The sequence below is a fragment of the Mycobacterium sp. E3251 genome, assembly GCF_001666835.1.
Lineage (GTDB): Bacteria > Actinomycetota > Actinomycetes > Mycobacteriales > Mycobacteriaceae > Mycobacterium.
The window spans coordinates 19,717-43,819 of sequence record NZ_LZJF01000051.1 but is presented as its reverse complement, the minus strand read 5'-3'; the positions used below and the strand labels follow the sequence as shown (position 1 = coordinate 43,819).

21 protein-coding genes and 1 pseudogene are annotated in these 24,103 nt (G+C 67.0%); 11 read left to right on the top strand and 11 right to left on the bottom strand.

What is annotated here, in order from left to right; all coding sequences use genetic code 11:
- Positions 1 to 7: 7 nt before the first annotated feature.
- Entirely contained in the window at positions 8 to 799 is a 792-nt protein-coding gene (locus A5697_RS06565) for an SDR family oxidoreductase (RefSeq protein ID WP_067945483.1), read from the bottom strand.
- Positions 800 to 1,072: 273 nt separating this feature from the next.
- Between A5697_RS06565 and pstS (A5697_RS06560) the strand changes: the two genes are divergently transcribed.
- The 4 genes from pstS (A5697_RS06560) to pstA all read left to right on the top strand — a co-directional run bounded on the left by pstS (A5697_RS06560) (position 1,073) and on the right by pstA (position 5,373).
- Positions 1,073 to 2,173, top strand: a complete 1,101-nt coding sequence (gene pstS, locus A5697_RS06560; RefSeq protein ID WP_068008977.1) for a phosphate ABC transporter substrate-binding protein PstS — start codon at positions 1,073 to 1,075, stop codon at positions 2,171 to 2,173.
- Between the two features lie 183 nt (positions 2,174 to 2,356).
- Positions 2,357 to 3,469: a phosphate ABC transporter substrate-binding protein PstS gene (gene pstS, locus A5697_RS06555; RefSeq protein ID WP_067945479.1), complete on the top strand. Its 1,113-nt coding sequence runs from the start codon at positions 2,357 to 2,359 to the stop codon at positions 3,467 to 3,469.
- Positions 3,470 to 3,475: 6 nt separating this feature from the next.
- On the top strand, positions 3,476 to 4,474 hold the full coding sequence (pstC, locus tag A5697_RS06550) for a phosphate ABC transporter permease subunit PstC (RefSeq protein ID WP_067945477.1): 999 nt from the start codon (positions 3,476 to 3,478) through the stop codon (positions 4,472 to 4,474).
- The gene (pstA, locus tag A5697_RS06545; RefSeq protein ID WP_067945475.1) at positions 4,471 to 5,373 is read left to right on the top strand and encodes a phosphate ABC transporter permease PstA; all 903 of its coding nucleotides are present in this window, start codon (positions 4,471 to 4,473) and stop codon (positions 5,371 to 5,373) included. The genes pstC and pstA overlap by 4 nt, the downstream gene beginning before the upstream one ends.
- Before the next feature lie 18 nt (positions 5,374 to 5,391).
- Here pstA and A5697_RS06540 read toward each other — a convergent pair whose 3' ends face one another.
- The 5 genes from A5697_RS06540 to A5697_RS06520 form a co-directional block, all read right to left on the bottom strand.
- A complete protein-coding gene (locus A5697_RS06540; RefSeq protein ID WP_067945473.1) occupies positions 5,392 to 6,300 on the bottom strand; it encodes a Ku protein in 909 nt (302 codons plus the stop codon).
- Positions 6,301 to 6,390: 90 nt separating this feature from the next.
- A complete protein-coding gene (locus A5697_RS06535) occupies positions 6,391 to 7,302 on the bottom strand; it encodes a carbohydrate kinase (protein ID WP_068008974.1) in 912 nt (303 codons plus the stop codon).
- Positions 7,299 to 8,711, bottom strand: a complete 1,413-nt coding sequence (locus A5697_RS06530; protein WP_068008973.1) for a mannitol dehydrogenase family protein — start codon at positions 8,709 to 8,711, stop codon at positions 7,299 to 7,301. The genes A5697_RS06535 and A5697_RS06530 overlap by 4 nt, the downstream gene beginning before the upstream one ends.
- A 70-nt stretch (positions 8,712 to 8,781) precedes the next feature.
- Positions 8,782 to 9,639 (bottom strand): HAD family phosphatase, encoded by an 858-nt coding sequence (locus A5697_RS06525; RefSeq protein ID WP_068008971.1) that lies wholly within the window; start codon positions 9,637 to 9,639, stop codon positions 8,782 to 8,784.
- Entirely contained in the window at positions 9,636 to 11,144 is a 1,509-nt protein-coding gene (locus A5697_RS06520; protein ID WP_197500936.1) for a mannitol dehydrogenase family protein, read from the bottom strand. The genes A5697_RS06525 and A5697_RS06520 overlap by 4 nt, the downstream gene beginning before the upstream one ends.
- Before the next feature lie 136 nt (positions 11,145 to 11,280).
- On the opposite strand from A5697_RS06520, the gene A5697_RS06515 reads away from it, so the two are divergent.
- The gene (locus A5697_RS06515; RefSeq protein ID WP_231971988.1) at positions 11,281 to 13,539 is read left to right on the top strand and encodes an ATP-dependent DNA ligase; all 2,259 of its coding nucleotides are present in this window, start codon (positions 11,281 to 11,283) and stop codon (positions 13,537 to 13,539) included.
- Positions 13,536 to 15,473 (top strand): fumarylacetoacetate hydrolase family protein, encoded by a 1,938-nt coding sequence (locus tag A5697_RS06510; protein WP_068008964.1) that lies wholly within the window; start codon positions 13,536 to 13,538, stop codon positions 15,471 to 15,473. Before A5697_RS06515 ends, A5697_RS06510 begins: the two co-directional genes overlap by 4 nt.
- Here A5697_RS06510 and A5697_RS06505 read toward each other — a convergent pair.
- On the bottom strand, positions 15,470 to 16,387 hold the full coding sequence (locus A5697_RS06505) for an SAM-dependent methyltransferase (RefSeq protein ID WP_068008961.1): 918 nt from the start codon (positions 16,385 to 16,387) through the stop codon (positions 15,470 to 15,472). The genes A5697_RS06510 and A5697_RS06505 overlap by 4 nt on opposite strands.
- A gap of 74 nt (positions 16,388 to 16,461) precedes the next feature.
- On the opposite strand from A5697_RS06505, the gene A5697_RS06500 reads away from it, so the two are divergent.
- A complete protein-coding gene (locus A5697_RS06500) occupies positions 16,462 to 17,268 on the top strand; it encodes an enoyl-CoA hydratase/isomerase family protein (protein ID WP_067945457.1) in 807 nt (268 codons plus the stop codon).
- A gap of 7 nt (positions 17,269 to 17,275) precedes the next feature.
- On the opposite strand, the gene A5697_RS06495 is transcribed toward A5697_RS06500, so the two are convergent.
- From A5697_RS06495 to A5697_RS06480, 4 genes are all read right to left on the bottom strand, one after another.
- Complete coding sequence (locus tag A5697_RS06495; RefSeq protein WP_067945455.1) at positions 17,276 to 18,142, bottom strand: LLM class flavin-dependent oxidoreductase; 867 nt, start codon at positions 18,140 to 18,142, stop codon at positions 17,276 to 17,278.
- Positions 18,143 to 18,231: 89 nt separating this feature from the next.
- Positions 18,232 to 18,996: an STAS domain-containing protein gene (locus tag A5697_RS06490; protein WP_068008958.1), complete on the bottom strand. Its 765-nt coding sequence runs from the start codon at positions 18,994 to 18,996 to the stop codon at positions 18,232 to 18,234.
- Positions 18,997 to 19,441: 445 nt separating this feature from the next.
- A complete protein-coding gene (locus tag A5697_RS06485) occupies positions 19,442 to 20,428 on the bottom strand; it encodes a DUF4873 domain-containing protein (protein ID WP_231971991.1) in 987 nt (328 codons plus the stop codon).
- Between the two features lie 242 nt (positions 20,429 to 20,670).
- Entirely contained in the window at positions 20,671 to 21,579 is a 909-nt protein-coding gene (locus A5697_RS06480) for a diiron oxygenase (RefSeq protein ID WP_068008952.1), read from the bottom strand.
- Between the two features lie 119 nt (positions 21,580 to 21,698).
- On the opposite strand from A5697_RS06480, the gene cobF reads away from it, so the two are divergent.
- The 4 genes and pseudogenes from cobF to A5697_RS06465 all read left to right on the top strand — a co-directional run bounded on the left by cobF (position 21,699) and on the right by A5697_RS06465 (position 24,102).
- Positions 21,699 to 22,442, top strand: coding sequence for a precorrin-6A synthase (deacetylating) (gene cobF / locus A5697_RS06475; RefSeq protein WP_068008949.1), 744 nt, complete (start codon positions 21,699 to 21,701; stop codon positions 22,440 to 22,442).
- A 5-nt stretch (positions 22,443 to 22,447) separates the two neighbouring features.
- A pseudogene (locus tag A5697_RS28280) lies at positions 22,448 to 22,690 on the top strand (DNA-formamidopyrimidine glycosylase family protein); the annotation flags it as partial.
- 153 nt (positions 22,691 to 22,843) lie between these two features.
- Positions 22,844 to 23,311 carry a zinc finger domain-containing protein gene (locus A5697_RS28275; RefSeq protein WP_231971990.1) on the top strand — a complete coding sequence of 156 codons (468 nt, stop codon included), beginning with the start codon at positions 22,844 to 22,846 and terminating at the stop codon, positions 23,309 to 23,311.
- A 41-nt stretch (positions 23,312 to 23,352) separates the two neighbouring features.
- Entirely contained in the window at positions 23,353 to 24,102 is a 750-nt protein-coding gene (locus A5697_RS06465) for an SDR family oxidoreductase (protein ID WP_067945445.1), read from the top strand.
- Position 24,103: the final 1 nt, after the last annotated feature.

Below are 24,103 nucleotides of genomic sequence, written 5' to 3'. Positions count from 1 at the left end.
TCGGGGGTCACAAATCCGGGACGGGGATGTCGAGGTTGGGGTAGGTGAGGCCGCCATCGACCTCCAGCGTCTTGCCGGTCAGGAAGCTACCCGCGTCAGACGCCAAATAGACTGCGGCAGCGGCGATGTCGACGGGATCACCGAGTCGGCGCATGGGCGTGGCCTTCTCCATCGGCGCGCGCAACTCGTCGTTGGACGCGACGACGTCCAGCGCGGAGGTGAGGATCGATCCCGGTGCGATCGCATTGACCCGGATGCGTGGGCACAGGTCCAGGGCGGTCAGCCGGGTGTAGTGGGACAGTGCGGCCTTGGCGGTGCCGTAGGCGGCGAAGCCGCGTCCGGCCAGCCTGCCCATGGTGGAGGTGATGTTGATGACGCTGCCGCCCCCGGAGTGCTCGAGCATGAGGGGTACCGCCGCGACGGTCAGCGCGTGGGCGGTGGCGACGTTGAAGGTGAACGCGTCCTTGAGGTCCTTCGTCGAGGTGGTCAGCAGCGTATTGGGCATGGTGCCGCCGACGTTGTTGACGACGATGTCTAGTTTCCCGAAGGCCTCGACTGCCTGGCCCGCCAGCTGGGCGGTCACCTCGGGGTGGGCCAGGTCGGCGGCGACGATGTGCGCCCGACGGCCGGCCGCGCGGACCTGTTCGGCGACGCCTTCTAGTTGCGATTCCGTTCGCGAGGCGATCAGGACGTCCGCGCCGGCCTCGGCGAAAGCCAGCGCGATAGCCGCCCCGAGGCCGCGACCGGCACCGGTGATGACGGCGACTTTGTCGTCGAGACGAAATCTGTCAAGGATCATTGCGGCCTCTCTTCGCCCAAGTTGTCAGCCGAAACGGTAGCAAGCCTCGCCGTCTCGGATGCGGCATTTCTGGAACAGGTTCTACTTTTGCATATCCACGGGACGATGTAACGCCCCGCGCTCGCTTCCGGGCCGTCGCAACGGGTGGGCCTCGCCGCGTCTCGCGTCCACTGCGAGAACCTACGGCCGGCGCTAGCCTTAGTGCTGACCGTTTGGTCGGCGTGGCTATTGAATGGTGGCGATCATGTTTGACCTTTTCCGACGAGGATCGTATTGGGGCTGAATCGATTTGGCGCCGCGCTAAGTGCCATGACAGCCGTCGCCCTGGCGTTGTCGGGCTGCGGAAGCAATGACAACGGCGCGGGGCCGGGCACGCCGCCCGGCAAGGTGAGCTGCGGCGGGAAGAAGACGCTGAAGGCCAGCGGGTCGACCGCCCAGGCCAACGCGATGACCCGCTTCATCAAGGCATTCGAGCAGGCCTGCCCCGGCCAGACGCTGAACTACACGCCCAACGGCTCCGGAGCGGGGATCGGCGAATTCACAGGAAATCAAACGGATTTCGCCGGGTCGGACTCGGCGTTGGCCCCCATCGAATACTTCGCGGCGCGGCAGCGCTGCGGTTCACCGGCGCGGAATTTGCCTGTGGTGTTCGGGCCGATCGCGGTCACCTACAACGTCACGGGTGTGACTTCGCTGAATCTGGACGGCCCTACGGCCGCGAAAGTGTTCAAGGGCGCCATCACGTCCTGGAACGATCCGGCGATTCAGGCGTTGAACCCCGGCGTCGCGTTCCCCGCCGAGCCGATTCGGGTGATCTTCCGCAACGACCAGTCCGGCACGACAGACAATTTCCAGAAGTACCTGGACTCGGCAGCCAACGGCGCCTGGGACAAGGGCATCGGAAAGACGTTCAACGGCGGCGTCGGTGAGGGGGCCAGGGGCAACGACGGCACGTCGGCGGCGGTCAGGGCCACCGAGGGGTCCATCGCTTACAACGAGTGGTCGTTCGCCCAGGCGCAAAAACTCAACATGGCCAAGATCGTCACATCGGCCGGCCCGGATGCCGTGGCGATCAGCGCCGCCTCGGTCGGCAAGACGATCGCCGGTGCCGACTTCGTCGAGGAGGGCAACGACTTGGTCGTCGACACCTTCTCCTTCTACAAGCCGACCCAGCCCGGCTCGTATCCGATCGTGCTCGCCACATATGAGATCGTCTGCTCGAAGTATCCGGATCCCCAGGTCGCCGCTGCTGTGAAGGCTTTCCTGCAGAGCACCGTCGGTGCGGGACAGAACGGCTTAGCCGACAACGGCTACATTCCCGTTCCGGAGTCCTTCAAGTCGCGGTTGTCGGCGGCGATCGACGCCATTTCGTGAGCCTTCCCGCATTTGTGCGCGGCCGCCCGCAAGCCGTCCTGGCCAGCGACAATCGGCCGACAGCAATTTGCCCAACGTTAACCTTCTTGCTGTTAGCTTCGTTGCTGCGCGAGACGCTGGTCGCCGGACAGCGGCTAGAAGAACGTCGGCAATCATGTTTCATCCCTACCGTTAGGAAGTGACTTGAAACTCAACCGATTCGGTGTCGCGATGAGCGTCGTGACCGCTGGTGCGCTGGCGTTGTCGGGCTGCGGAAGCGATAACAACGCCGGTGGCGGAAGCGCCACGAGCGGTTCGTCGTCGGGCAAGGTCGCCTGCGGCGGAAAGAAGACCTTGAAGGCCAGCGGGTCGACCGCCCAGGCCAACGCGATGACGCGCTTCGTCAACGCCTTCGAGCAGGCCTGCCCGGGTCAGACGCTGAACTACACGGCCAATGGCTCCGGCGCGGGAATCAGTGAATTCAACGGCAACCAAACCGATTTCGGCGGATCGGACTCGCCACTTGCTGCCAAGGAGTACGCGGCGGCGCAGCAGCGTTGCGGCTCACCGGCATGGAATCTGCCGGTGGTGTTCGGCCCCATCGCCATCACCTACAACGTCAAGGGCCTGAGTTCGCTGAGCCTCGACGGCCCGACGGCGGCGAAGATCTTCAACGGCGCCATCACGACGTGGAACGACCCGGCCATCGCGGCGCTCAACTCCGGTGTCACTTTGCCCGCCGAGCCGATTCACGTGGTGTTCCGCAACGACGAATCCGGCACCACGGACAACTTCCAGAAGTACCTCGACGCCGCCTCCAACGGCGCGTGGGGCAAGGGCGCCGGAAAGACGTTCAAGGGCGGGGTCGGTGAGGGGGCCAAGGGCAACGACGGCACGTCGGCGGCGATCAAGGCCACCGAGGGATCCATCACCTACAACGAGTGGTCGTTCGCTCAGGCGCAGAAGCTGGACATGGCCAAGGTCGTCACGTCTGCCGGTCCCGACGCGGTCGCGATCAGCTCCGATTCGGTCGGCAAGACGATTTCCGGCGCCAAGATCAGCGGGCAGGGCAACGACCTGGTGCTCGACACGCTCTCCTTCTACAAGCCGACCCAACCCGGGTCGTACCCGATCGTGCTGGCGACGTATGAGATCGTTTGCTCGAAGTATCCCGATTCGCAGGTCGGCACAGCGGTGAAGGCGTTCCTGCAAAGTACGATCGGTGCGGGGCAGAGTGGCCTGGCCGACAATGGGTACATCCCCATTCCGGATTCGTTCAAGTCCAGACTGTCGGCTTCGATCAACGCCATCACGTGATTTGAGGTGGTCGTGACCCGAGGAGCGGTAGCCAGCCCGTCGACTCCGAAAAAGCCTGAGCTCAAGGCGCTGGGCGCGCCATCAGGTCGGCGGGGCGACCGGCTGTTCAAGCTGACGGCTGCCGCTGCCGGGTCGACGATCGTGGTCGCGATCCTGCTGATCGCGGTGTTCCTGCTGATACGTGCGGTTCCGTCGTTGCGCGTCAACCACGCGAACTTCTTCACCAGCGCCCAGTTCAGCACCACCGACCCGGGGAAGCTGGCGTTCGGCATCCGTGACCTCTTGATGGTCACGGTGCTCAGTTCGGTCACCGCGCTGGTGGTGGCGGTGCCGGTCGCGGTCGGGATCGCGGTATTCCTCACCCAATACGCGCCCAAGCGGCTGGCCCGCCCGTTCGGGGCGATCGTCGACCTGCTGGCCGCGGTGCCCTCGATCATCTTCGGGTTGTGGGGCATCTTCGTGCTGGCGCCCAGGATCGAGCCGGTCGCGGCGTTCCTCAATCGCCACCTGGGCTGGTTCTTCCTGTTCAAGCAGGGCAACGTCTCGCTGGCCGGCGGCGGCACCATCTTCACCGCGGGCATCGTGCTCTCGGCGATGATCCTGCCGATCATCACGTCGGTCTCCCGGGAAGTGTTCCGGCAGACTCCGCACATCCAGATGGAAGCCGCGCAAGCGCTGGGGGCCACCAAGTGGGAGGTGGTGCGGATGACCGTGCTGCCGTTCGGCCGCAGCGGCGTCATCGCGGCGTCCATGTTGGGGCTGGGCCGGGCGCTCGGCGAGACGGTGGCGGTCCTGATCATTTTGCGCTCCGCCGCACGCCCGGGAAATTGGTCGCTGTTCGACGGCGGCTACACGTTTGCCTCGAAGATCGCCTCCGCGGCAGCAGAATTCAGCGAACCGTTGCCTACCGGGGCCTACATCGCCGCGGGATTCGCGTTGTTCGTCTTGACGTTCGTTGTCAACGCGCTCGCGCGCGCCATCGCCGGCGGGAAGGTCAACGGATGACGGCCAGCGTGTTCGACCGGCCGGTCAAAACCCAGGCGTTCCGGCCCGTCAGCGTGCGGCGCCGGCTCACGAACAGCGCCGCGACCATTTTCTTCGTCGCCTCGTTCCTCATCGCGCTGGTGCCGCTTGTCTGGGTGCTGTCGGTGGTGGTGGCCCGGGGTTGGTACGCGGTCACCCGAACGGGTTGGTGGACCCACTCGCTGCACGGCATCCTGCCGGAGCAGTTCGCCGGCGGCATCTATCACGCGCTGTACGGAACCGTCGTACAGGCCGGCGTCGCCGCCCTGCTGTCCGTGCCGCTGGGCCTCATGACAGCCGTCTTCCTGGTGGAATACGGCTCCGGCCGGCTGGTGCGGCTGACGACGTTCATGGTCGACGTGCTCGCCGGGGTGCCCTCTATCGTTGCGGCCTTGTTCATCTTCAGCCTCTGGATCGCCACCCTGGGATTCCAGCAGAGCTCGTTCGCCGTGTCGCTGGCGCTGGTCTTGTTGATGCTGCCGGTGGTGGTGCGGTCCGCCGAGGAAATGCTGAGGTTGGTGCCCGACGATCTGCGCGAAGCCAGCTACGCGCTCGGGGTTCCCAAGTGGAAGACCATCATGCGGATCGTGTTCCCGATCGCGATGCCCGGCATCGTGTCCGGTGTCTTGCTGTCCGTCGCGCGGGTCGTCGGCGAAACCGCCCCGGTGCTGGTGCTCGTCGGCTACAGCCGGTCGATCAACGTCGACATCTTCCACGGCAACATGGCCTCGCTCCCGCTGCTGATCTACACCGAACTCACCAATCCCGAGCGGGCCGGTTTCCTGCGCATCTGGGGCGCGGCGCTCAGCCTGATCATCATCGTCGCGGTGATCAACCTGATCGCGGCGGCGACCCGGTTCCTGGCGACCCGCCGGCGCTGACCACGCGGCGGCTGCGCGTCAGGATTTCGACGCGGCCTTCTTGGCGGGAGCCTTCTTCGCCGGTGCCTTCTTCGCGGCCGTCTTTTTGGCGGCGGTCTTTTTGGCGGGTGCCTTCTTCGCGGGAGCCTTACCGTTTCCGGAGCGCGCCTTCACGCTAGCTTCCAGCTTGGCCAGCAGGTCGGAGACGTCCTCGGTCTCGTCGAGTTCCTTGGGTTGCTCCTCGGTGGTAAAGGCTTCGCCGCCTTCGAGTTTCGCGTCGATGAGCTCCTGGAGCTGCTCCTGGTAGGTGTCGTGGTAGCGGTCCGGATTGAAGTCTTCGGCCATCGACTCCACCACCTGACCGGCCATCTTGAGCTCCGCCGGCTTGATTTCGACTTCCTTGTCCAGCACCGGGAAGTCGGGGTCGCGGATTTCGTCGGGCCACAGCAGGGTGTGCACCATCATCACGTCGCGCTTGCCGAAGTCCTTGACCCGCAACGCCGCCAGCCGCGTCTTATTGCGCAGCGTAAAGTGCACGATCGCCATCCGATCGGTCTCGGCGAGCGTCTTTGCCAGCAACACATAGGATTTCGACGACTTGGAATCCGGCTCCAGGAAGTAGCTACGGTCGAACAGCATGGGGTCGACCTCTTCGGCGGGAACGAACTCCAATACCTCGATCTCGCGGCTGCGTTCTTCGGGCAGGGTGGAGATGTCGTCGTCGGTGATGATGACCATCTGCCCATCGTCGGATTCGAACGCCCGGGCGATGTCGCGGTATTCGACGACCTCGCCGTCCACCTCGCAAACGCGTTGGTATCGGATGCGGCCGTTGTCCTTGGCGTGCACCTGATGGAACTTGATGTCGTGGTCCTGGGTGGCGCTGTACACCTTGACCGGGACGTTGACCAGCCCGAACGCGATCGAGCCCTTCCAGATGGAGCGCATGTAAGTCAGTATGCCCATACTGTTCGCCGGCTAACAGGACGCGGGGCCGTTGCGCCGCAGCTCGTGACCGCATCGAGGCCTGCCGAGAAGCTACGGCCCGTTTGCCTTGGCCCGCAGGTCGGCGCGAGAGGGGAGGTCTGCCCCAGCGCGGCCCACGGTCACGGCGGACGAAAGGCCGGCCGCCTCGAGCGCTTCCGCGAGGAGGTTGATCGGGATGTTGCGCAGGGCGGCCCGGCGGTCCGCGCCCAATAAGTTCATGCCCCAGAGCGCGTCGAGCAGGCCCACCGCGAAGGCGTCACCGGCGCCGACGGTGTCCACCACCCGGACCGGCCTGGCGGCCGCGCGTGCCTCGCCGGCCGAGCACACGGCCAGCGAGCCGCGGGCGCCCATCGTCACCACGACGATCGCCGGCCCCGACGCCAGCCAGCTTCGGGCGGTCTGCTCCGGTTCGTGATCGGGGTCGATCCAGCGCAGGTCCTCGTCGCTGACCTTGACGACGTCGCTGAGCTCCACCAGGCGTGCGATGCGGGCACGCGCCGAGGCCGGGTCGTCGATCAGCGACGGCCGCACGTTGGGGTCGAAGGTGACCGTAGCCGATAGGCGGTAGGTCTCGATCAACGCCGCAACGGCCAGGCAGCCCGGCTCCCGCACGGCGGCGATGGACCCGGTATGGACGAACAGCGGTGGCGGAACTTCCGGTGTGCCGGAGAGCCGCCAGTCCAGATCGAACACGTAGTCCGCCGAACCGTCCTGGGCGAGAGTCGCGACCGCAGTCGGTGTCCGGGTAGCCGCAATGCTGCCCGGGACTAGCTGTGCGCCAGCAGTTTTCACGTATTCGACGATGCGCCGGCCATATGGGTCGTCGGCGATGTGGGTCAGGAAGTCGACCTCGCGGCCCAGCCGGGCGAGTCCGACGGCGACGTTGAGCGGACTGCCGCCGACGTGCTCGTGGCCGTCGACGATGTCGATCAGCGACTCGCCGATCACCAGCCCGCGCGTCATCGCACCAGGGCCTCCAGAGTCGCCCGAGCTCCCTTGGCGTGCAACGAATCCAGCGCCCAGCAATACGCCTCGACAAACCTCGGTTGGTGGGCCAGATCGCAGAACACGGCGGTCACCTCGACGAACGCGGTGGGATTCTGGTGTTGCGACCGGGCGATCGGGATGAGCGAATCCGCGAGCTGGTCCACCACCTCGTAAGGCTTACCCCATTCGTCGGTGCCCTCGGCGTAGCGCGCCCAGCTGGCCGCCGCCGCGGCCGCCAGTTGAACCGGCCCGCCGGTGGCCAGGTTGTCGCAGATGACGGGAAACAGCCATTTCGGGATCCGGTCCGACGAGTAGGCGCAGATGCGCGCGACGGTGTCGCGCACGGCCGGGTTGGCGAACCGTTCGACCAGCGTGCGGCCGAATTCGTGCAGGTCGATTCCCGGCACCGCGGGCAGGGTGGGGATGGCCTCGGTGTCGAAGTACGAGAGCAGGAATTCGGCGAACAGGGGATCGCGCGCCGCCTCGTGGACGAACTGGAAGCCGCACAGATGAGCGAAGTAGGCCAAGCACTGATGCCCCGCGTTGAGCAGCCGCAGCTTCATCAGCTCGTACGGGCGCACGTCGTCGACCATCAGCACCCCCGCTTGCTCCAGCGGCGGGCGGCCATCGGCGAAGTCGTCCTCGATCACCCAGGCGGTGAAGGGTTCGGCAACCACCGGCCACCGGTCATCGACGCCGAAGTCACGCCGCACCTCCGCGGCCATCTCCAAAGTCGTTGCCGGAGTAATGCGGTCAACCATCGAACTAGGGAACCGGGCGTGTTCGGCCACCCACTCGGCCAACGCGGGATCTCTGCGTTCGGCACTGGCGAGCACGGTGCGCCTGGCGACTTCGCCGTTGCTCTCGATGTTGTCGCAGGAGACCACCGTCGGCGCGGGGACTCCCCGATCGCGCCGCCGGGCGAGCGCCTCGGTGATCAGCGCGAACGCAGGCCCATCGGGGTCGCGGTACCCACCTTCGGTGATGGTCAGCGAGATGATCCGGGTCGACGCCGCGGCGAGCACCTCTAACGCTGATTCCGGATCGTCCGGAGCGTAGCGGTAGTCAACGATCGACCCGATGACTTGGGCATCCCGACTCCCGTTGGGATTCTCCAAGATCAACGTGTACAGCCCGTCCTGGCCGTTGAGAACGTCGCGCATGGTCCAGTCGGCGGGCATCACCCCTACGCCGCAGATGCCCCAGTCGTGCGCCAGGCCCTGCTGCATCAGCAGGTTGAGGTACGCAGCCTGATGCGCCCGGTGGAAATGACCGGCGCCGATGTGCGCGATGCCGACGGTCACGCTGCCGCGGTCATAGTTCGGCGCCTCGATCGGCAGTTCTGGAAGCGACGCATTGTTCAGGTTGATCGCGCTAGCCACCATTGGCCAACTCCTCACCGGGCCACGGCCCGGACTGTCACCGGGCTCGTGGCGCCTCTCGACGGTAGATGTCCTACGCGAGGTGGGAACCCCCGGCCGGCACGGCCGACAACAGCAGGACATCGGCAAGCGCACGCCACGAATCGGTGATCGCGACTGCGCCGGCATCAATCAATTCCTTTCGGCGGCAATCCCGTTCGTCGGGCAACACGAACATCAGGTTGCCTACGGTGGCGAAGCCGGCTGCGACCGCGGAGCTCACCCCGGCCACGGAATCTTCGATCGCCAACCCTTGCTCCGCTGCGACGCCCAATACCTCGCCGGAATGTAGGTACACCGCCGGGTCGGGTTTGCTTGTCGGCACCGGAAGTGAATCCTCCGCGCTGAAAGTCACGGCCTCCGGTATCAGCGAGTCGATGCCGGTGGCCGCGAAGCAGGCGCGCAGACGCTTGGTGGCGCTGGAGCTGACGGCCGCCAGCGCGTAGTGCGGTGCGAGGTCTCGCAGCGGTTGCAGCACATGCGGGTCGGGGGTCAGGGTGACCGCCAGATGAGCGGTGACCCGTTCGCGCTCTTCGCGCACCCACTGCTCGAGTTCGTCGGCGGACAACGCGTTGCCGCTCGCCATCTCACCGGCTGAGGCGACCACCGCCGCGGGGAGGCCGTCGGCCAACGCCGGGTCGAGCGGTAGTTGGCACTCGACCGCCAGGCCCAGCGCCATGGCGCGAAAGTTCTTCCCTACGGCCCGCTTACGCAACTCCTCGGAGTCGAGCGGAGCCGTCACCCCGAACCTGGCCAGGAAACGATTCATCACCTCGGTCGACGCCTCGAACGCCGGCCGCTCAGAAGCGAACAGGTTGTCATCGGCATCGCACAGCAAAGTCGTGATCGGTGCCGGGTCGAAGGTGCGCACGAAGGTCAGCCCGTCGGTCATCGTGCCACCAGCTCTCGCGCGTCGTTGCGCATCGCGTCGCGCAGCGTGGGCACCACGCCGCGCGTGTCGATCTGCGCAATCATCTCGCCGAGGCGGTCCGCAAAGCCGGGAACCGCTCGCAGCTCGGCGAACATCGCATGCCGCAGCAGCGGATCGGGGTTGTTGCCTGCCATGTTGGCCAACTTAGCCACCGGTATCGCCTGCGAGTCTTCGAGGCGCAGCTTGCGGCCCATGAGGTCGTGGCCGCGCATATACCGGGCCCATCCTGCAACGGCCAACATCAGCAGCGTGTGGGGTCTACCTTGCGCAATCGCCTCGTGCAGGGAGGGCAGCACGAACGAGGTGATTTTGCTGGTTCCCCGCCGGGCCAGCCGCGACAATTGGTCGCTCATGCGGGGGTTGCCGAGGCGATCGAGCAGGGTGGCGCGGTATTCCGGGGTGTTCATCCCGGGGACTGCGGGCAGCAGCGGCTGAATTTCGTCGCGCAGCAGCCTCTCGACGTAATCGAAGATGACGCGGTCGCGCATCGCTTCGTCGGTGCGCTGGTAACCGGCCAGCGTGGCCAGGCACGCGAGCGCGATATGGGTTCCGTTGAGCAGGCGCGTCTTGATCAGCTTGTGGTCGCTGACATCGGCAACGAATTCGGCACCGACCTCCTCGAGCGGCGGCCGCCCGTTGCTGAACGAATCCTCGATCACCCATTGGCGATACGGCTCGGTCACCACCGGACACCTGTCGGCCACGCCGAACGTCTGCTCGACGAATTCGCGCTCGGACGTCGAGGTTTGCGGGGTGATGCGATCGACCATGGTCGACGGGAACGCGACATGCCTTTCGATCCAGCGGGCAAGCCCCGGATCCTTGCACGCGGCGAACGACACCAGCGCGGTTCTCGCCGGCCGGGTGTCGCCGGGAATGTTGTCGCAGCAGAGCACGGTGAACGGCGCCAAGCCCGCGCGGCGGCGCCGATCGAGAGCTTCGGCGAGATATCCCCACGCGGTGGCGTAGCCGTCGGACGCGACCAGGTCGGCGCGCACGTCAGGGTGGTTCGCGTCGAACTCGTCGGTGACCGGGTCCAGGAAGTAGCCGTTGTCGGTGATGGTCAGGCTGACGATTCGGGTTTGGGGGTCGGCCAGAGCGGCGCGGACCGCCGCGCCGTCATTCGGTGCGTAGTGGACGGAGCCGATCGATCCGACCACGCGGGCGGTCTGGCCGTCATGGCCGCGTTGCACGACGGTGTAGAGGCCGTCCTGCGCCGACAGCAAGTCTTTGGCGCCGGGGGAGTGCAGGCTGACGCCGGTAACGCCCCACCGATGCGAAATGCCTGAGCGGGCAAGGTCGTCGAAGTAAACGGCCTGATGTGCGCGGTGGAAATTGCCCGCGCCGATGTGAACGACACCGCGTTGCAGTGCCGACCTTTCGTAGGTGGGTATCGCGATTCGCTGGGAGTGCAGTTGCAGGGTGGCATTGCTGAGGGGGACGCCGCCTTCTGGACGCCGGGACATTATGCGCATCGGTATCCCGTGCCCGACGTGCCCGCGGGTCTAACGCCTTCGTAATCGATGTCACAGAAATTTACGTTTGAGACATAATCCGTGGTGGGAAGCCATGATCGCTGCTCAGGCGCGTAAGTTGACTCTCATGGCACCGCGGGTGAAGCTCACCAACGCCGACAAGGTGCTCTACCCCGCCACCGGCACCACCAAGCGGGACGTCTTCGACTACTACACCCGGATCGCCGAGGTGATGATCCCGCACATCGCGGGGCGCCCGGCCACCCGCAAGCGCTGGCCCAATGGCGTCGAACAGGATTCGTTCTTCGAGAAGCAACTGGCCTCGTCGGCGCCGGACTGGCTGCCGCGCGCGAGCGTCACGCACCGGTCCGGAACCACGACGTATCCGATCATCGACAGCCCCGAAGGGCTGGCCTGGATCGCGCAACAGGCCGCGCTGGAAGTGCACGTGCCGCAGTGGCGGTTCGTCGCGGAGTGGACCCGAAGCAAAGCCGAAGAGCTGAAGCCCGGTCCGGCCACCCGATTGGTGTTCGACCTCGACCCCGGTGAGGGCGTGACCATGGCTCAGCTCGCCGAGGTGGCCCATGCCGTGCGCGATCTCATCGGCGGAATCGGGTTGACCCTGTTTCCGCTCACCAGCGGCAGCAAAGGCCTGCACCTCTACGCACAGCTGGCGGAGCCGGTGAGCAGCAAGGGGGCGACGGTGCTGGCGAAACGGGTTGCCCAGCAACTGGAAAAGTCGATGCCCAAGCTGGTCACGTCGACCATGACCCGGAGCCTGCGGGCGGGAAAGGTGTTCCTGGACTGGAGCCAGAACAACGGGGCGAAGACGACCATCGCGCCGTATTCGTTGCGCGGGCGCGAACATCCCACGGTCGCGGCGCCGCGCACGTGGGAAGAGCTCGCCACCCCGGCGTCGCTGCGTCAATTGCGCTACGACGAGGTGCTGGACCGGGTGGCGCGCGACGGGGATCTGCTGGCGACACTGGACAACGACGTTGCCGTCGCGGATCGGCTGACCAAGTACCGCAGCATGCGCGACGCGTCGAAAACGCCGGAACCCGTCCCCCGGACGAAACCGGCCACGGGCCAAGGCAATTCCTTCGTCATCCAGGAGCACCATGCCCGCCGGCTGCACTACGACTTCCGGCTGGAGCGCGACGGCGTGCTGGTGTCGTGGGCGGTGCCGAAGAACCTGCCCGAAACCACATCGGTGAACCACCTGGCGGTGCACACCGAGGATCATCCGCTGGAGTACGCGACCTTCGAGGGCAACATCCCCAAAGGGGAATACGGGGCGGGAAAGGTGATCATCTGGGACTCCGGGACCTACGAGGCGGAGAAGTTCCTCGAGAACGAGGTCATCGTCAATCTGCGCGGTAGCAAGGTTTCCGGCCGCTACGCGCTGATCCAAACCAGGGGCGACCAGTGGCTGGCGCACCGGATGAAAGACCAGAAGGTCTTCGACTTCGACGGGATCGCACCCATGCTCGCCACCCACGGCTCGGTGAATTCGTGCAAGGCGAGTCAGTGGGCGTTCGAAGGTAAATGGGACGGCTACCGGCTGCTGGTCGAAATCGACCACGGTGTCCTGCGGGTGCGGTCCCGGCGCGGTCGCGAGGTCACCAACGAATATCCGCAATTACGTTCGCTCGCGGCAGATCTCGCCGATCATCACGTGGTGCTGGACGGCGAGGCCGTCGTCTTGGACGCCGCCGGGGTGCCGAGCTTTCACGCGATGCAGAACCGCGGCCGCGGGAGCCGAGTGGAATTCTGGGCGTTCGATGTGCTGTATCTCGATGGCCGTTCGCTGCTGAGGGCTCGCTACCAGGACCGCCGAAAGTTGTTGGAAACACTCGCGAGTGGCAGTGACCTCATCGTGCCCGAGTTGTTGCCGGGCGATGGGAAACAGGCGCTGGAGCACTCGGGCAAGCACGGCTGGGAGGGTGTGGTCGCCAAGAAGCGCGACTCCACCTATCAGCCGGGCCGACGCTCGGCATCCTGGATCAAGGACAAGCACTGGAACACTCAGGAAGTCGTGATCGGCGGCTGGAAGGCCGGGGAGGGTGGCCGCAGCAGCGGCATCGGCTCACTGCTGATGGGCATTCCCACCGACGGTGGCCTGCACTTCGCCGGGCGGGTCGGCACCGGGTTCACCGAACGTGACCTGGCGAACTTGAAGAAGACCCTGGCGCCGCTGCACACCGACCAATCCCCCTTCACCCCACCGCTTCCCCGCAGCGAGGCCAGGGGCGTGACCTACGTCGAGCCGGTGCTGGTGGGCGAGGTGCGCTACAGCGAGTGGACCCCCGACGACCGGTTGCGTCAATCGAGCTGGCGCGGACTGCGTCCGGACAAGGAACCGAGTGAGGTGGTGCGCGAATGAAATGGGTGACCTACCTTGACGCCGACGGCGAACGCACCGGGGTGCTGTCCGGTGACGCCATCCACGCGATGCCCGCCGGCGTGACGCTGCTCGGTCTGATCGGCCGTGGCGCCGAAGGGTTGCGCGCCGCCGGCGAGGAGGCGCTGCGCGCGCCGGCGGCCACCGTGCCCCTGGGCGCGGCGCGGCTCTTGGCCCCGATCCCACGGCCGCCGTCCATCCGTGACTCGCTGTGCTTTCTGGACCACATGCGCAACTGCCAGGCCGCGCTGGGCGCCGGGCGAACGCTCGCCGACACCTGGTACCGCATACCGGCTTTCTACTTCGCCTGCCCGGCAACGGTTTTGGGACCCTACGACGACGCCCCCACCGCGCCCGGAAGTGCTTGGCAGGACTTCGAATTGGAGATCGCCGCGGTCATCGGGACCGGTGGACGGGATCTCTCGGTCGAGGAAGCCGAACGCGCCATCATCGGTTACACCATCTTCAACGACTGGTCGGCGCGTGACCTGCAGCAAATGGAAAGCCAACTCGGGATCGGGCAGGGCAAGGGCAAAGACAGCGGCGTCACGCTGGGCCCGTACCTGGTGACGCCCGACGAGCTCGAGCCGTATCGCCGGGACGGCAGGCTCGACCTGAGGGCGACCGCCCTGGTCAACGGTGCCGTGATCGGGTCGGGGTCGACCGCCCAAATGGATTGGACCTTCGGCGAAGTCATCTCCTACGCCTCGCGCGGCGTGACGCTCGTCCCCGGTGACGTCATCGGCTCCGGCACGGTGCCGACCTGCACGCTGGTCGAGCACCTGAACCCGACAGCGCTGGAGTCGTTCCCCGGCTGGCTGCACGACGGCGACGTCGTCACGCTTCAGGTCCAGGGGCTCGGCGAGACCCGGCAAACCGTGCGCGCCAGCGGCGCGCCGCATCCCCTGGCGGCCCGGCCCAATCCGGACGCGGCGCCAGCCCCGCGGCGGGTGAACCGGGCGCCCGCGAAGGTGCCCTACACCCGTGGCCTGCACGAGGTCGCCGACCGGGTGTGGGCGTGGACGCTGCCCGACGGCGGCTACGGGTGGAGCAACGCCGGACTGGTGGCCGGCGATGGGGCGTCCCTGCTCGTCGACACCCTGTTCGACCTGGCGCTGACCCGCGAAATGCTCACCGCGATGCGGGATATCACCTCGTCGGCACCCATCACCGACGCGCTGATCACCCACTCGAACGGTGACCACACCCACGGCAATCAACTGCTCGACGCCTCGGTGCGGATCATCGCCGCGCGGGGCACCGCCGACGAGATCGCGCACGGGATGGCGCCCGAGATGCTGGCGATGGCGCAGACCGCGAACCTCGGCCCGGTCGCCACCCCCTACACGCGAGACCGCTTCGGGCACTTCGACTTCAGCGGCATCACGGTGCGCAACGCGGATCAAACGTTCGACCGGGAGCTGACCATCGAGGTGGGCGGGCGGCGCATCGACCTGCTGAACCTGGGGCCCGCGCATACCGCCGCGGATTCGGTGGTTCACGTGCCCGACGCGGGGGTCCTCTTCGGTGGCGACCTGCTGTTCATCGGCTGCACCCCGATCGTGTGGGCCGGCCCGATCGCCAACTGGATCGCCGCGTGCGACGCGATGATCGCGCTCGACGCGCCGACAGTGGTACCCGGCCATGGCCCCGTCAGCGACCCGGACGGAATCCGCGCAGTCCGTGGGTATCTCGCGCACGTTTCCGAACAAGCTGAGGCCGCCTACCGCCGGGGGCTGTCGTGGTCCGACGCGGCGGACACCATCGACCTCGGTGAGTATGCGACTTGGCTGGATGCGGAGCGCGTGGTCGTCAACGTCTACCAGCGGTACCGCGAACTCGACCCCGACACCCCGCAGCTGGAGGTCATGGCCCTGCTGGTGATGCAGGCCGAGTGGCTGGCCAAGCGGGGCTAAAGCCGCACGGCCCGGACGAATTTGATCGTGGTGGCCGGTACCTGCTCTTCAGCCTGGCCCAACTCCGGCAGCCCGGCAGCGGAGAACAGGTCGGTGAGCCGGGATTCGGTGGTGTCCCAACCGTTCTCATGCAGATGGGCGGCGACGTCGGTGTGCTCGCCCGGGTACGCCAACTTGCCCAGGTCCATGTCGAGCCCCCACCGTCGCCAGCCTTCGTTCATGTGCCGGGCTTGTTGCTGGGCCTCAGGCGACGTCCCGGTCACCGTTCCGTAGTCGGCGGCGAACCTGCTGCCCTCGGCGGACAGCGGGATGATGGAGTCCAGCAGCCGGACCTCGGCCTCGGGCGGGAGCCATCCGATGAGCACGCCCTCGGCGAGCCAGGCCGTCGGATGGGCCGGATCGAAACCCGCCTCCTGTAGCGCCGCTGGCCAGTCGTCGCGCAGATCGATCCCCACCTCGCGAAGCTTGACGGTGGGCGCCGCCCCGATCTCGGACATCGTCGCCGCCTTGAACGCGATCACCTCGGGCTGATCGATCTCGTACACCGTCGTCCCGATCGGCCAGCGCAGCCGGTAGGCGCGGGAATCCAGTCCCGAAGCCACGATCACCACCTGCAGCAGCCCTGCTTGGCCGGCCGCCGCGAAATAGTCATCGAAGTACCGGGCGCGGGCGGCGAACGTGTCGACCATCCGAGGAAACCCGACGCTCTGCTCGAGCTCCCCGGAATCCAGTTCGCCGCTGGCCAGCTTGGTGAACACATCCAATCCGACGGCACGCACCAGCGGCTCGGCGAAGTCATCGGTGACGACCGGCTGCGGACGCTTGCTCGCGGCGGCCCTGGCGGCGGCGACCATGGTGGCCGTCGCTCCCACGCTGTTGGCGAGGTCCCAGCTGTCACCTTCGGTTCGTGCCATGGTTTCTCCTTCGATGTGGCGGCCAAACTACGGTATGCCCCGTCGGTGAATATCGCGTCGCTTACGGTTCCCGTATGCCCGCAGTGGAATTGGAAACCCTCGAAGGCGGCATCGCCCGCATCACCCTGAACCGGCCCGAGCGCCTCAACGCCATCGACGGATCCCTGATCGACGGCGTGGACCGAGCCTTGGACGTCCTTGGCGGCGGCGACTTCCGGGCCGCGATCCTGACCGGCGCCGGACGCGGATTCTGCGCCGGGGCCGACCTGAGCGGCACCGGAGAGCCGTGGACCAAGCCCAGGCCGTCGACCCCGCCGTTCAAGGTCAACTACGACTCCCAGGTTCGCTTGGCCGAGCTGTTCATCCGTATCTATGAGCTGCCCATCCCGGTGATCGCCGCCGTCAACGGCGTGGCCGTCGGGGGAGGGCTGGCGTTCACGCTGGTGTCCGACATCCGTGTTGCTTCCGATGCGGCCAGGTTCTCCTCGGCGTTCATCAAGGCGGGCTTCTCGTCGATGGATATGGGCACCAGTTATCTGCTGCCGAAGATCGTCGGCGCGGGAGTGGCGCGCGAACTCATGCTGACCGGCCGCATCATCGACGCGGCCGAGGCCTACCGCATCAGGCTGGTACACGAGGTCGTGGCCCCCGACGAGCTGATGGCGGCCGCGCTGAAGGTCGCCCGGTCGATCGCCGAGAACAACGCCTACGGCGTATGGCAGACCAAGATCGGGCTCAACGCGGCACTGGACGCGCCAAGCCTGCGGCATGCCATCGAGATCGAGAACCGCACCCAGATCCTGACCGGTTTCACCAACAACCCGTCCGAGGCGGCCAAGGCGCACCGGGAGAAGCGGGCTCCGAAGTGGGATCCGCTGTGACCGCTGGCTAGACCTTCGCGATGACGTTCTCGGCGAACATCTCGAGGTTGCGGATCTTGTTCTCCAGCGGCTCGGTGTCCTTTCCCTTGATGTAGGGGATGCGGAACCCGACGATAGCGTCGGTGACGCCCTTGTCTTCGAGCCGTTTGATCCCGTCGACGGTGTACGCGTCGGCCGAGATGACGTGGATCTGGAACGGCCCGGTCTTGCCGGCTTCTTCGCGATACCGCTTGAGCTTGGCGATGAGCGCGTCGAGTTCTTCGGGGTCACCGCCGCCGTGCATCCAGCCGTCCAGCCGGGCCGCGCGGCGCAGCGCGGCGTCGGCATGCCCGCCGATCAGCACCGGGATCGGCTGGGTGGGGGCGGGTGTCATCTTGGTCTTCGGGATGTCGTAGAACTCGCCGTGGAATTCGAAGTAGTCACCGCTGGTAAGCCCCTGGATGATTTCGATGCATTCGTCCATGCGCTTGCCGCGCCTGGCGAACGGGACGCCCAGCAGTTCGTAGTCCTCCGGCCACGGGCTCGTGCCGACACCGAAGCCCACCCGGTTGTTGGTCAGTGCGGCCAGCGAACCGATCTGCTTGGCCACCAGCGCCGGCGGCCGGATGGGCAGCTTGAGGACGAAGAAGTTGAAGTGCAGCTTCGTCGTCACCGCCCCCAATGCCGCTGTCAGGACGAAGGTTTCGATGAACTCCTTGCCATCCAGGAACTCGCGATCGCCGTCGGGCGTGTACGGGTACTTCGAGTCCGACTCGAAGGGATAGGCGATGCTGTCGGCGATGGTCATGGCGTGGTACCCGGCCGCCTCGGCCGCCTGGGCCAGCGGGATGTAATACCTGTAGTCGGTCATCGCCTCCGCGTAGGTGAACCGCACGTCATCTGCCTTCCTGGAAACGGGTCGTCACACGAGATTAGAACGTGTTCTAGTTCTACCCGTGCCCGGGTTCCCAGCACAATAAGGCGTCAGAGCTGGTTCTCTGGCCCGATGACCGCCCACACCGTCTTGCCGGCCGCGGTGGGCGTGCTGCCCCATGTGCGGGACAACGCGTCGACGATCGCCAAGCCGGACACGTCAATGCCGTTCGCCGGCGACGGCAGCCGCACGGCCGGCGCGTGGCTGCTGTCGGACACCGCGATGGTGGCCGTCGCGCCATGGCTCTCGATGCGCATCACGGGGAAGCTCGCGGTGTGTTCTAGCACGTTCTCGACGAACACGTTGACCACCACCAACGCGACCGGGATGAGTGTGGACTGCGACCAGGCGGTGAGCCATTCGCGGACCAAGCGACGCGATTCGCGCAGGCTGGTCAGGTCGGCGGGCAGCTGGGCGTCGGCGCGGCGCACGGCACGCCGGCTCTGCTGACCGAGCGCCTTCATCGCCGCCTTCTCGGTCGAGTAGACCGGCATGAAGTAGGCGACGCCGCTGCGGGTGATCGCCTCGCGTGTCCCGCGGTGCGCGCATACCAGCACGATCGGCACGTTGGGGTTGCCGCGAACCTGCCAGTGCGCGCCGATGAAGGTCGACCACGCCAATTCGGCGAGCACCTTGAGCGCGGAGATGTTGACGATGACGGCCGCGGGCTCGGCCAGCGTGGCCTGCAGGATGTGGTCGCGCAACGCCGAGGAGTTGGTCGTGTCGAGCACACCGTCGACGGTCAAAATCGCCACCGATTCATCCGTGCGCGTCGCGACGGCCAGCGAGCTGGAGGACTCGGCTACCGAGCTCACCACCGGAAACCCTTCGCGTTCGCCGGCCGAGGGTGGCGGGGCGCACGGGCTACCGGCGGGATCCGGAACGCAGGCGACGTCGCAGTCCGGCTGTTCAGCTGGGTCCTGTCGTCCGGTTCCATCGCTGCTCCTCGAATTGCGGCCGGGCCAACTGCTTGAGTATCCGCCCTCAGCGGCAAAAGTCTAATTCGGGTTGACCGGCGCGGACGCCGCCAGAAAGCGCGGTCCGCTGGGTCGGCGGCCCGGGCGCACGCCACGGGCGGCCCGGTATGGGTGAGGCGCGTGCTAGTCCCCACCCGCTCGAGGCCCCCGCCTCTACCGCGCCGAACACGATGTTCGAATTCGCTGCGCAGCACGCGCATCCCGACGGATTACCACCTTCCGGCGGCGCCCAAACGCAAAAATTCGACCCGAAATCAGGCGATGAGTAGGGGAAAGCCGCGGGTCAGGTGGGCACGTACGGCGGTGCGCCCACCCCGGCGACCGAGTGCGTCCCCCACGGCGTTTGTTCGACGATCCGCGCGGCGGCGCTGCGCCGGCCCACGGTCAACGTCGCGGTCCGCGCTTGCCTGAGCGCCTGCTCTGGCAGCGGCCGCGACGGCGAACCGAACAGCGTTCCCTGCCAGTGGTAGCGGCCGTCGATCGGGTCGAGGTGACCGGTGAGCCGGACCCGCACCGGATGGCTGGCGCCGCCGATTTCCAGCGTCGCCGCGCCGTCATAGGTGTCGCCGCGATCGGGCGCGCTGGCCGACAGGTCGAAGGCGGACGCCACCGGCGGAGCCTGGTCGGGTGTGAGCTGGGCTCGCTCGTTGAACACACCCAGGCTGCTGGCGCGCACCTCGATGCGGGTGCTGCCCGTGCGCTCCATCAGCCGCAGGCAGTCGGCGACGTACCGGCCCTGCGCTTCCACGTCGGGCCCGGTGATGAAGAAGTAGTTGGGGAAGCCGCGAACCGCCACGCCGTAGAAGGGCTCCATGCCGTCGCGCCAGGCCTGCCGGATGGTCAGCCCGCCGGCACCGATCAGCGTGCGATCGGCCGGCTCCTCGCGGACCGAGAAGCCGGTGCCGTAGACGATGGCATCGACGCGGTGCTCGATGCCATCCCCGGTGCGGATGCCATAAGTGGTCACCGCCTCGATCGCCGACCCGGCCAGCGTGACCCGAGGACGCGCGTCGGTTGGCCGGATGCGGTGACGCAGCCAGCGTGTGGCCCGCGTCGGCCACGACGGGAGCTCGGTGACCACGCGGCGGGGCGAGTGGGCGAAGACGGTGACCGACGCCGCCGCCTCGACCAGCCGGCGGAGGTGGCGACCGGCGGCGGTGTCGGTGCCGACCACCGCGATGCGCTTGCCGGACGGATCGAAGTCGGGGTCCCAGGCGGCCGCGTGAAACGACACGCCCAGAAACTGATCGCGGCCCGCGATGTCCGGCAACCAGGGCGCAAAGGGTGCCCCGTCGGCGGCGATGACGGCACGCGCCCGCACATCCTCGCCCGCGGCCGTCGTCAGCAGCCAGCTATCCGTGACGTCGTCGAACCTTGCCTGAACCGCCGACGCCGGCCCATCCAGAACCACGCAGTCGGTGACGCCGGCCGCCGGCAATGCCGCGCTCGCGCCGGCGTGCGCACCCAAGATGGCTACGGGACGGCGGGGCTCACCGGGGCCGCGCGGCCGCGTCACAGAAACCTGCTGCGCTTCCAGCCGCGGCGGGCGATGGGACCCAGCAGACCCACCTCGGACAGGAACGCCGCCAGCGGGGCGAAACCGGCCACCTGCATCTCACGCCGATGCGGGCTGGTCCGGGCGACTCGTCGCGCCCGCTTCGGGTCCAGGCCCGTGCGCGCATAGGGGACCGGGTTGCTGAACAGGTAGTTGAAGAAGTAGCCGCCCAGCCCGTTGATGTTGGCCATGAACCAGCGGTTCATCAGGGGCATTTCGGCCACGCGTTTGCGGGCGCCGTCGCGGGCGAACTGGATGTGGCGCGCTTCCTCGGTGACGTGGATACGCATGAGCCGCTGGATGATCGGCTGCAATTCCGGGTCGTCCATCATTTGGCGCTGCAACGAGTCGAAGATCTCCTCGCCGATCAGCGCGGCCACCCAGAGCATCGAGCCGCGCTGAAAAGCCAGCGGAAGCGAGTTGATGATCATCCGGTGAAAAAGCCTGGGCCGCACCGGCTTTGCGCCGATTCGCTCGATGGCCTTGCCGAACATGACCATATGGCGAGTCTCGTCGCCCAGCTCGGTCAGCTTGTAATGGGTCGACCGGCTCGTGGGGTCCTCGTGCAGGATCGTGCGCAGCAACGATTGATTGAGCATGTTCTCGAACCAGATGCCTGCCGACAGCGTGTTGACCAGCTCCTGACGGGACAGCTCGATCTGTTGCTCGCGGGTCATCTCGTCCCACATCGGGGTGCCGTACAGCGACACCAGCCGCGGCGGCAGGTAGAACTTGTCCGGATCCAGCGGGGCATCCCAGTCGATGTCGACGATCGGTTCGTAGGACTTCTTGACCGAGCCCCTGAGCAGCCGGTCGGAGAACTCTTCACGACTCGGCCCGCTCGACTTGACCGCAGTGGTGGTCATCGCTGGCGTCCCTTCATTGGGTGCTTCAGACGGTACCCATGGTACTGGGTACTTTTGGTCCCGACTAGGCCCTGGAGGTTTCGATTCGGCAATCTGATGCAAGCAACGAGGAGGGTTTCTTGGGCCCGCACATCCACGTCATCGGCATCGGCGCCGGCGACCCCGCCTACGTGACCGTTCAGGCGATCGAGGCGCTCAACGACACCCAGGTGTTCTTCGCGATGGACAAAGGCGAGGCGAAAAGCGACCTGGTGGCGCTGCGGCGCGAGATCTGCGCCCGGTTCATCCGCGAGCCCGGCTACCGCTTCGTCGAGCTGCCCGACCCCAAACGGTCGGCCGACGCGGACTACCGCGAGGCCGTCTCGGACTGGCACGCGGCGCGGGCGCGGGTCTGGGCGGGCGCCATCGCCGCCGAGCTGGGCCGCGACGGCGTCGGCGCCTTCCTGGCCTGGGGTGACCCGTCGCTGTATGACAGCACGCTGCGCATCCTGGAAGCCATCAAGGACGAGCTCGAGTTCACCTTCGACGTCATCCCGGGCATCACCGCGGTCCAGGCGTTGACCGCTCGACACCGCATGCCGCTCAACGAGGTCGGGGAACCGGTCCTGATCACCACCGGTCGACAGCTGCGCGCGCACGGCCTGCACGGATCGGCGGTCGTGATGCTCGACGCCGAGTGCTCCTTTCGGACGTGCCCGCCCGACACCCGCATCTGGTGGGGCGCCTACCTGGGCACCGACGACGAGCTGTTGGTGGCGGGCACCGTCGGCGAGGTCGCCAGCCACATCGCAGAACTGCGGGCCGAGGCGCGGGCCCGGCACGGCTGGATCATGGACACCTATTTACTCAGACCGGCAGACTGAAGGGCGTGCCCGAACTGCCCGAGGTGGAAGCCCTGGCCGACCATCTGCGCCGCCATGCCGTCGGCTTGACCATCGGCCGCGTCGACGTCGGCGCGCTCTCCGTCCTGAAGACCTTCGACCCGCCGCTCAGCGCGTTGCACGGGCAACCCGTGACGGAGGCCCACCGGTGGGGCAAGTACCTCGGGTTGCAGGCGGGGGAGCTGTACTTGATCACCCACCTGTCGCGCGCGGGGTGGTTGCGGTGGTCGGACAAGCTGGCCGCGGCGCCGCTCCGGCCCGGCAAGGGTCCGATCGCGCTGCGCGTGCACCTGGGCACGCCCGGCGAGGCGCCGGGGTTTGACCTGACCGAGGCAGGCACCCAGAAGCGGCTGGCCGTGTGGCTCGTCGACGATCCGCAGGCGGTGCCGGGCATCGCCGCTCTCGGCCCGGACGCGCTGGAGCTCACCGTCGACGATCTTGCCGGCCTGTTGGCCGGCAATACGGGTCGGATCAAGACGGTCATCACCGATCAGAAGGTGATCGCGGGCATCGGCAACGCGTACAGCGACGAAATCCTGCACGTCGCGAAGATCTCCCCGTTCGCGACCGCGGGCAAGCTGACCGATGAGCAGCTCGCCACGCTGCACGACGCGATGGTGTCCGTCCTGCGCGATGCGGTGAGCCGGTCCGTGGGCCAGGGGGCGGCCACGCTCAAAGGCGAGAAGCGCTCCGGACTGCGGGTGCATGCCCGTACCGGCCTGCCCTGCCCGGTGTGTGGGGACACCGTGCGTGAAGTTTCCTTCGCGGACAAGTCTTTTCAATACTGTCCGACATGCCAGACCGGCGGCAAGGTGCTGGCCGACCGGCGGATGTCACGGCTGCTCAAGTAGGCGAGGACCCGCGACTTGACACCTGTCGATATGCTGCCCGGATGACTCGTCAGAAGATCCTCATCACGGGTGCCAGTTCCGGCTTGGGCGCGGGCATGGCGCGAGCGTTCGCCGCCAAGGGCCGCGACCTGGCGTTGTGCGCCCGGCGCACCGACCGGCTGGACGAGCTGAAAGCCGAACTGTCGCAACAGTATCCGGACATCAAGATCGCCGTGGCGGCGCTGGACGTCAACGACCACGAGCAGGTGCCGAAGGTGTTCGGCGAACTCAGCGACGAACTCGGCGGCATCGACCGCGTCATCGTCAACGCCGGGATCGGCAAGGGCGCGAAGCTGGGCTCGGGCAAGCTGTGGGCCAACAAGGCCACCCTCGAGACCAACCTGGTGTCCGCGCTGGTGCAGATCGAGACCGCGCTGGAGATGTTCAACAACGCCGGTTCGGGCCACCTCGTGCTCATCTCCTCCGTCCTCGGCAACAAGGGAGTGCCGGGCGTCAAGGCCGCGTACGCCGCGAGCAAGGCCGGGCTGAGTTCGCTGGGCGAATCGCTGCGCGCCGAATATGCCAAGGGGCCCATCAAGGTTTCCGTGATCGAGCCCGGCTACATCGAGTCGGAGATGACGGCCAAGTCGAACAGCACAATGTTGATGGTGGACAACGAGACTGGCGTCAACGCGCTCGTCGCCGCCATGGAGCGTGAGCCCGGCCGGGCGGCCGTGCCCTGGTGGCCGTGGGCGCCGCTGGTGCAGGTGATGCGGGTGCTGCCGCCCCCGCTCACCAAGTGGTTCGCCTGAT

Coding starts and splice junctions, on each gene's coding strand:
- A5697_RS06480 (WP_068008952.1), bottom strand. CDS start 21,579: ATGACCACCACTGCGGTCAAGTCGAGCGGGCCGAGTCGTGAAGAGTTC.
- A5697_RS06535 (WP_068008974.1), bottom strand. CDS start 7,302: ATGACGCGCGGGCTGGTGATCGGCGAGTCGCTGATCGACATCGTCGAC.
- A5697_RS06465 (WP_067945445.1), top strand. CDS start 23,353: ATGACTCGTCAGAAGATCCTCATCACGGGTGCCAGTTCCGGCTTGGGC.
- pstA (WP_067945475.1), top strand. CDS start 4,471: ATGACGGCCAGCGTGTTCGACCGGCCGGTCAAAACCCAGGCGTTCCGG.
- A5697_RS06540 (WP_067945473.1), bottom strand. CDS start 6,300: ATGCGCTCCATCTGGAAGGGCTCGATCGCGTTCGGGCTGGTCAACGTC.
- A5697_RS06500 (WP_067945457.1), top strand. CDS start 16,462: ATGCCCGCAGTGGAATTGGAAACCCTCGAAGGCGGCATCGCCCGCATC.
- A5697_RS06520 (WP_197500936.1), bottom strand. CDS start 11,144: ATGTCCCGGCGTCCAGAAGGCGGCGTCCCCCTCAGCAATGCCACCCTG.
- A5697_RS06530 (WP_068008973.1), bottom strand. CDS start 8,711: ATGGTGGCTAGCGCGATCAACCTGAACAATGCGTCGCTTCCAGAACTG.
- A5697_RS06505 (WP_068008961.1), bottom strand. CDS start 16,387: ATGGCACGAACCGAAGGTGACAGCTGGGACCTCGCCAACAGCGTGGGA.
- A5697_RS06565 (WP_067945483.1), bottom strand. CDS start 799: ATGATCCTTGACAGATTTCGTCTCGACGACAAAGTCGCCGTCATCACC.
- A5697_RS06525 (WP_068008971.1), bottom strand. CDS start 9,639: ATGACCGACGGGCTGACCTTCGTGCGCACCTTCGACCCGGCACCGATC.
- A5697_RS06510 (WP_068008964.1), top strand. CDS start 13,536: ATGAAATGGGTGACCTACCTTGACGCCGACGGCGAACGCACCGGGGTG.
- A5697_RS06515 (WP_231971988.1), top strand. CDS start 11,281: ATGGCACCGCGGGTGAAGCTCACCAACGCCGACAAGGTGCTCTACCCC.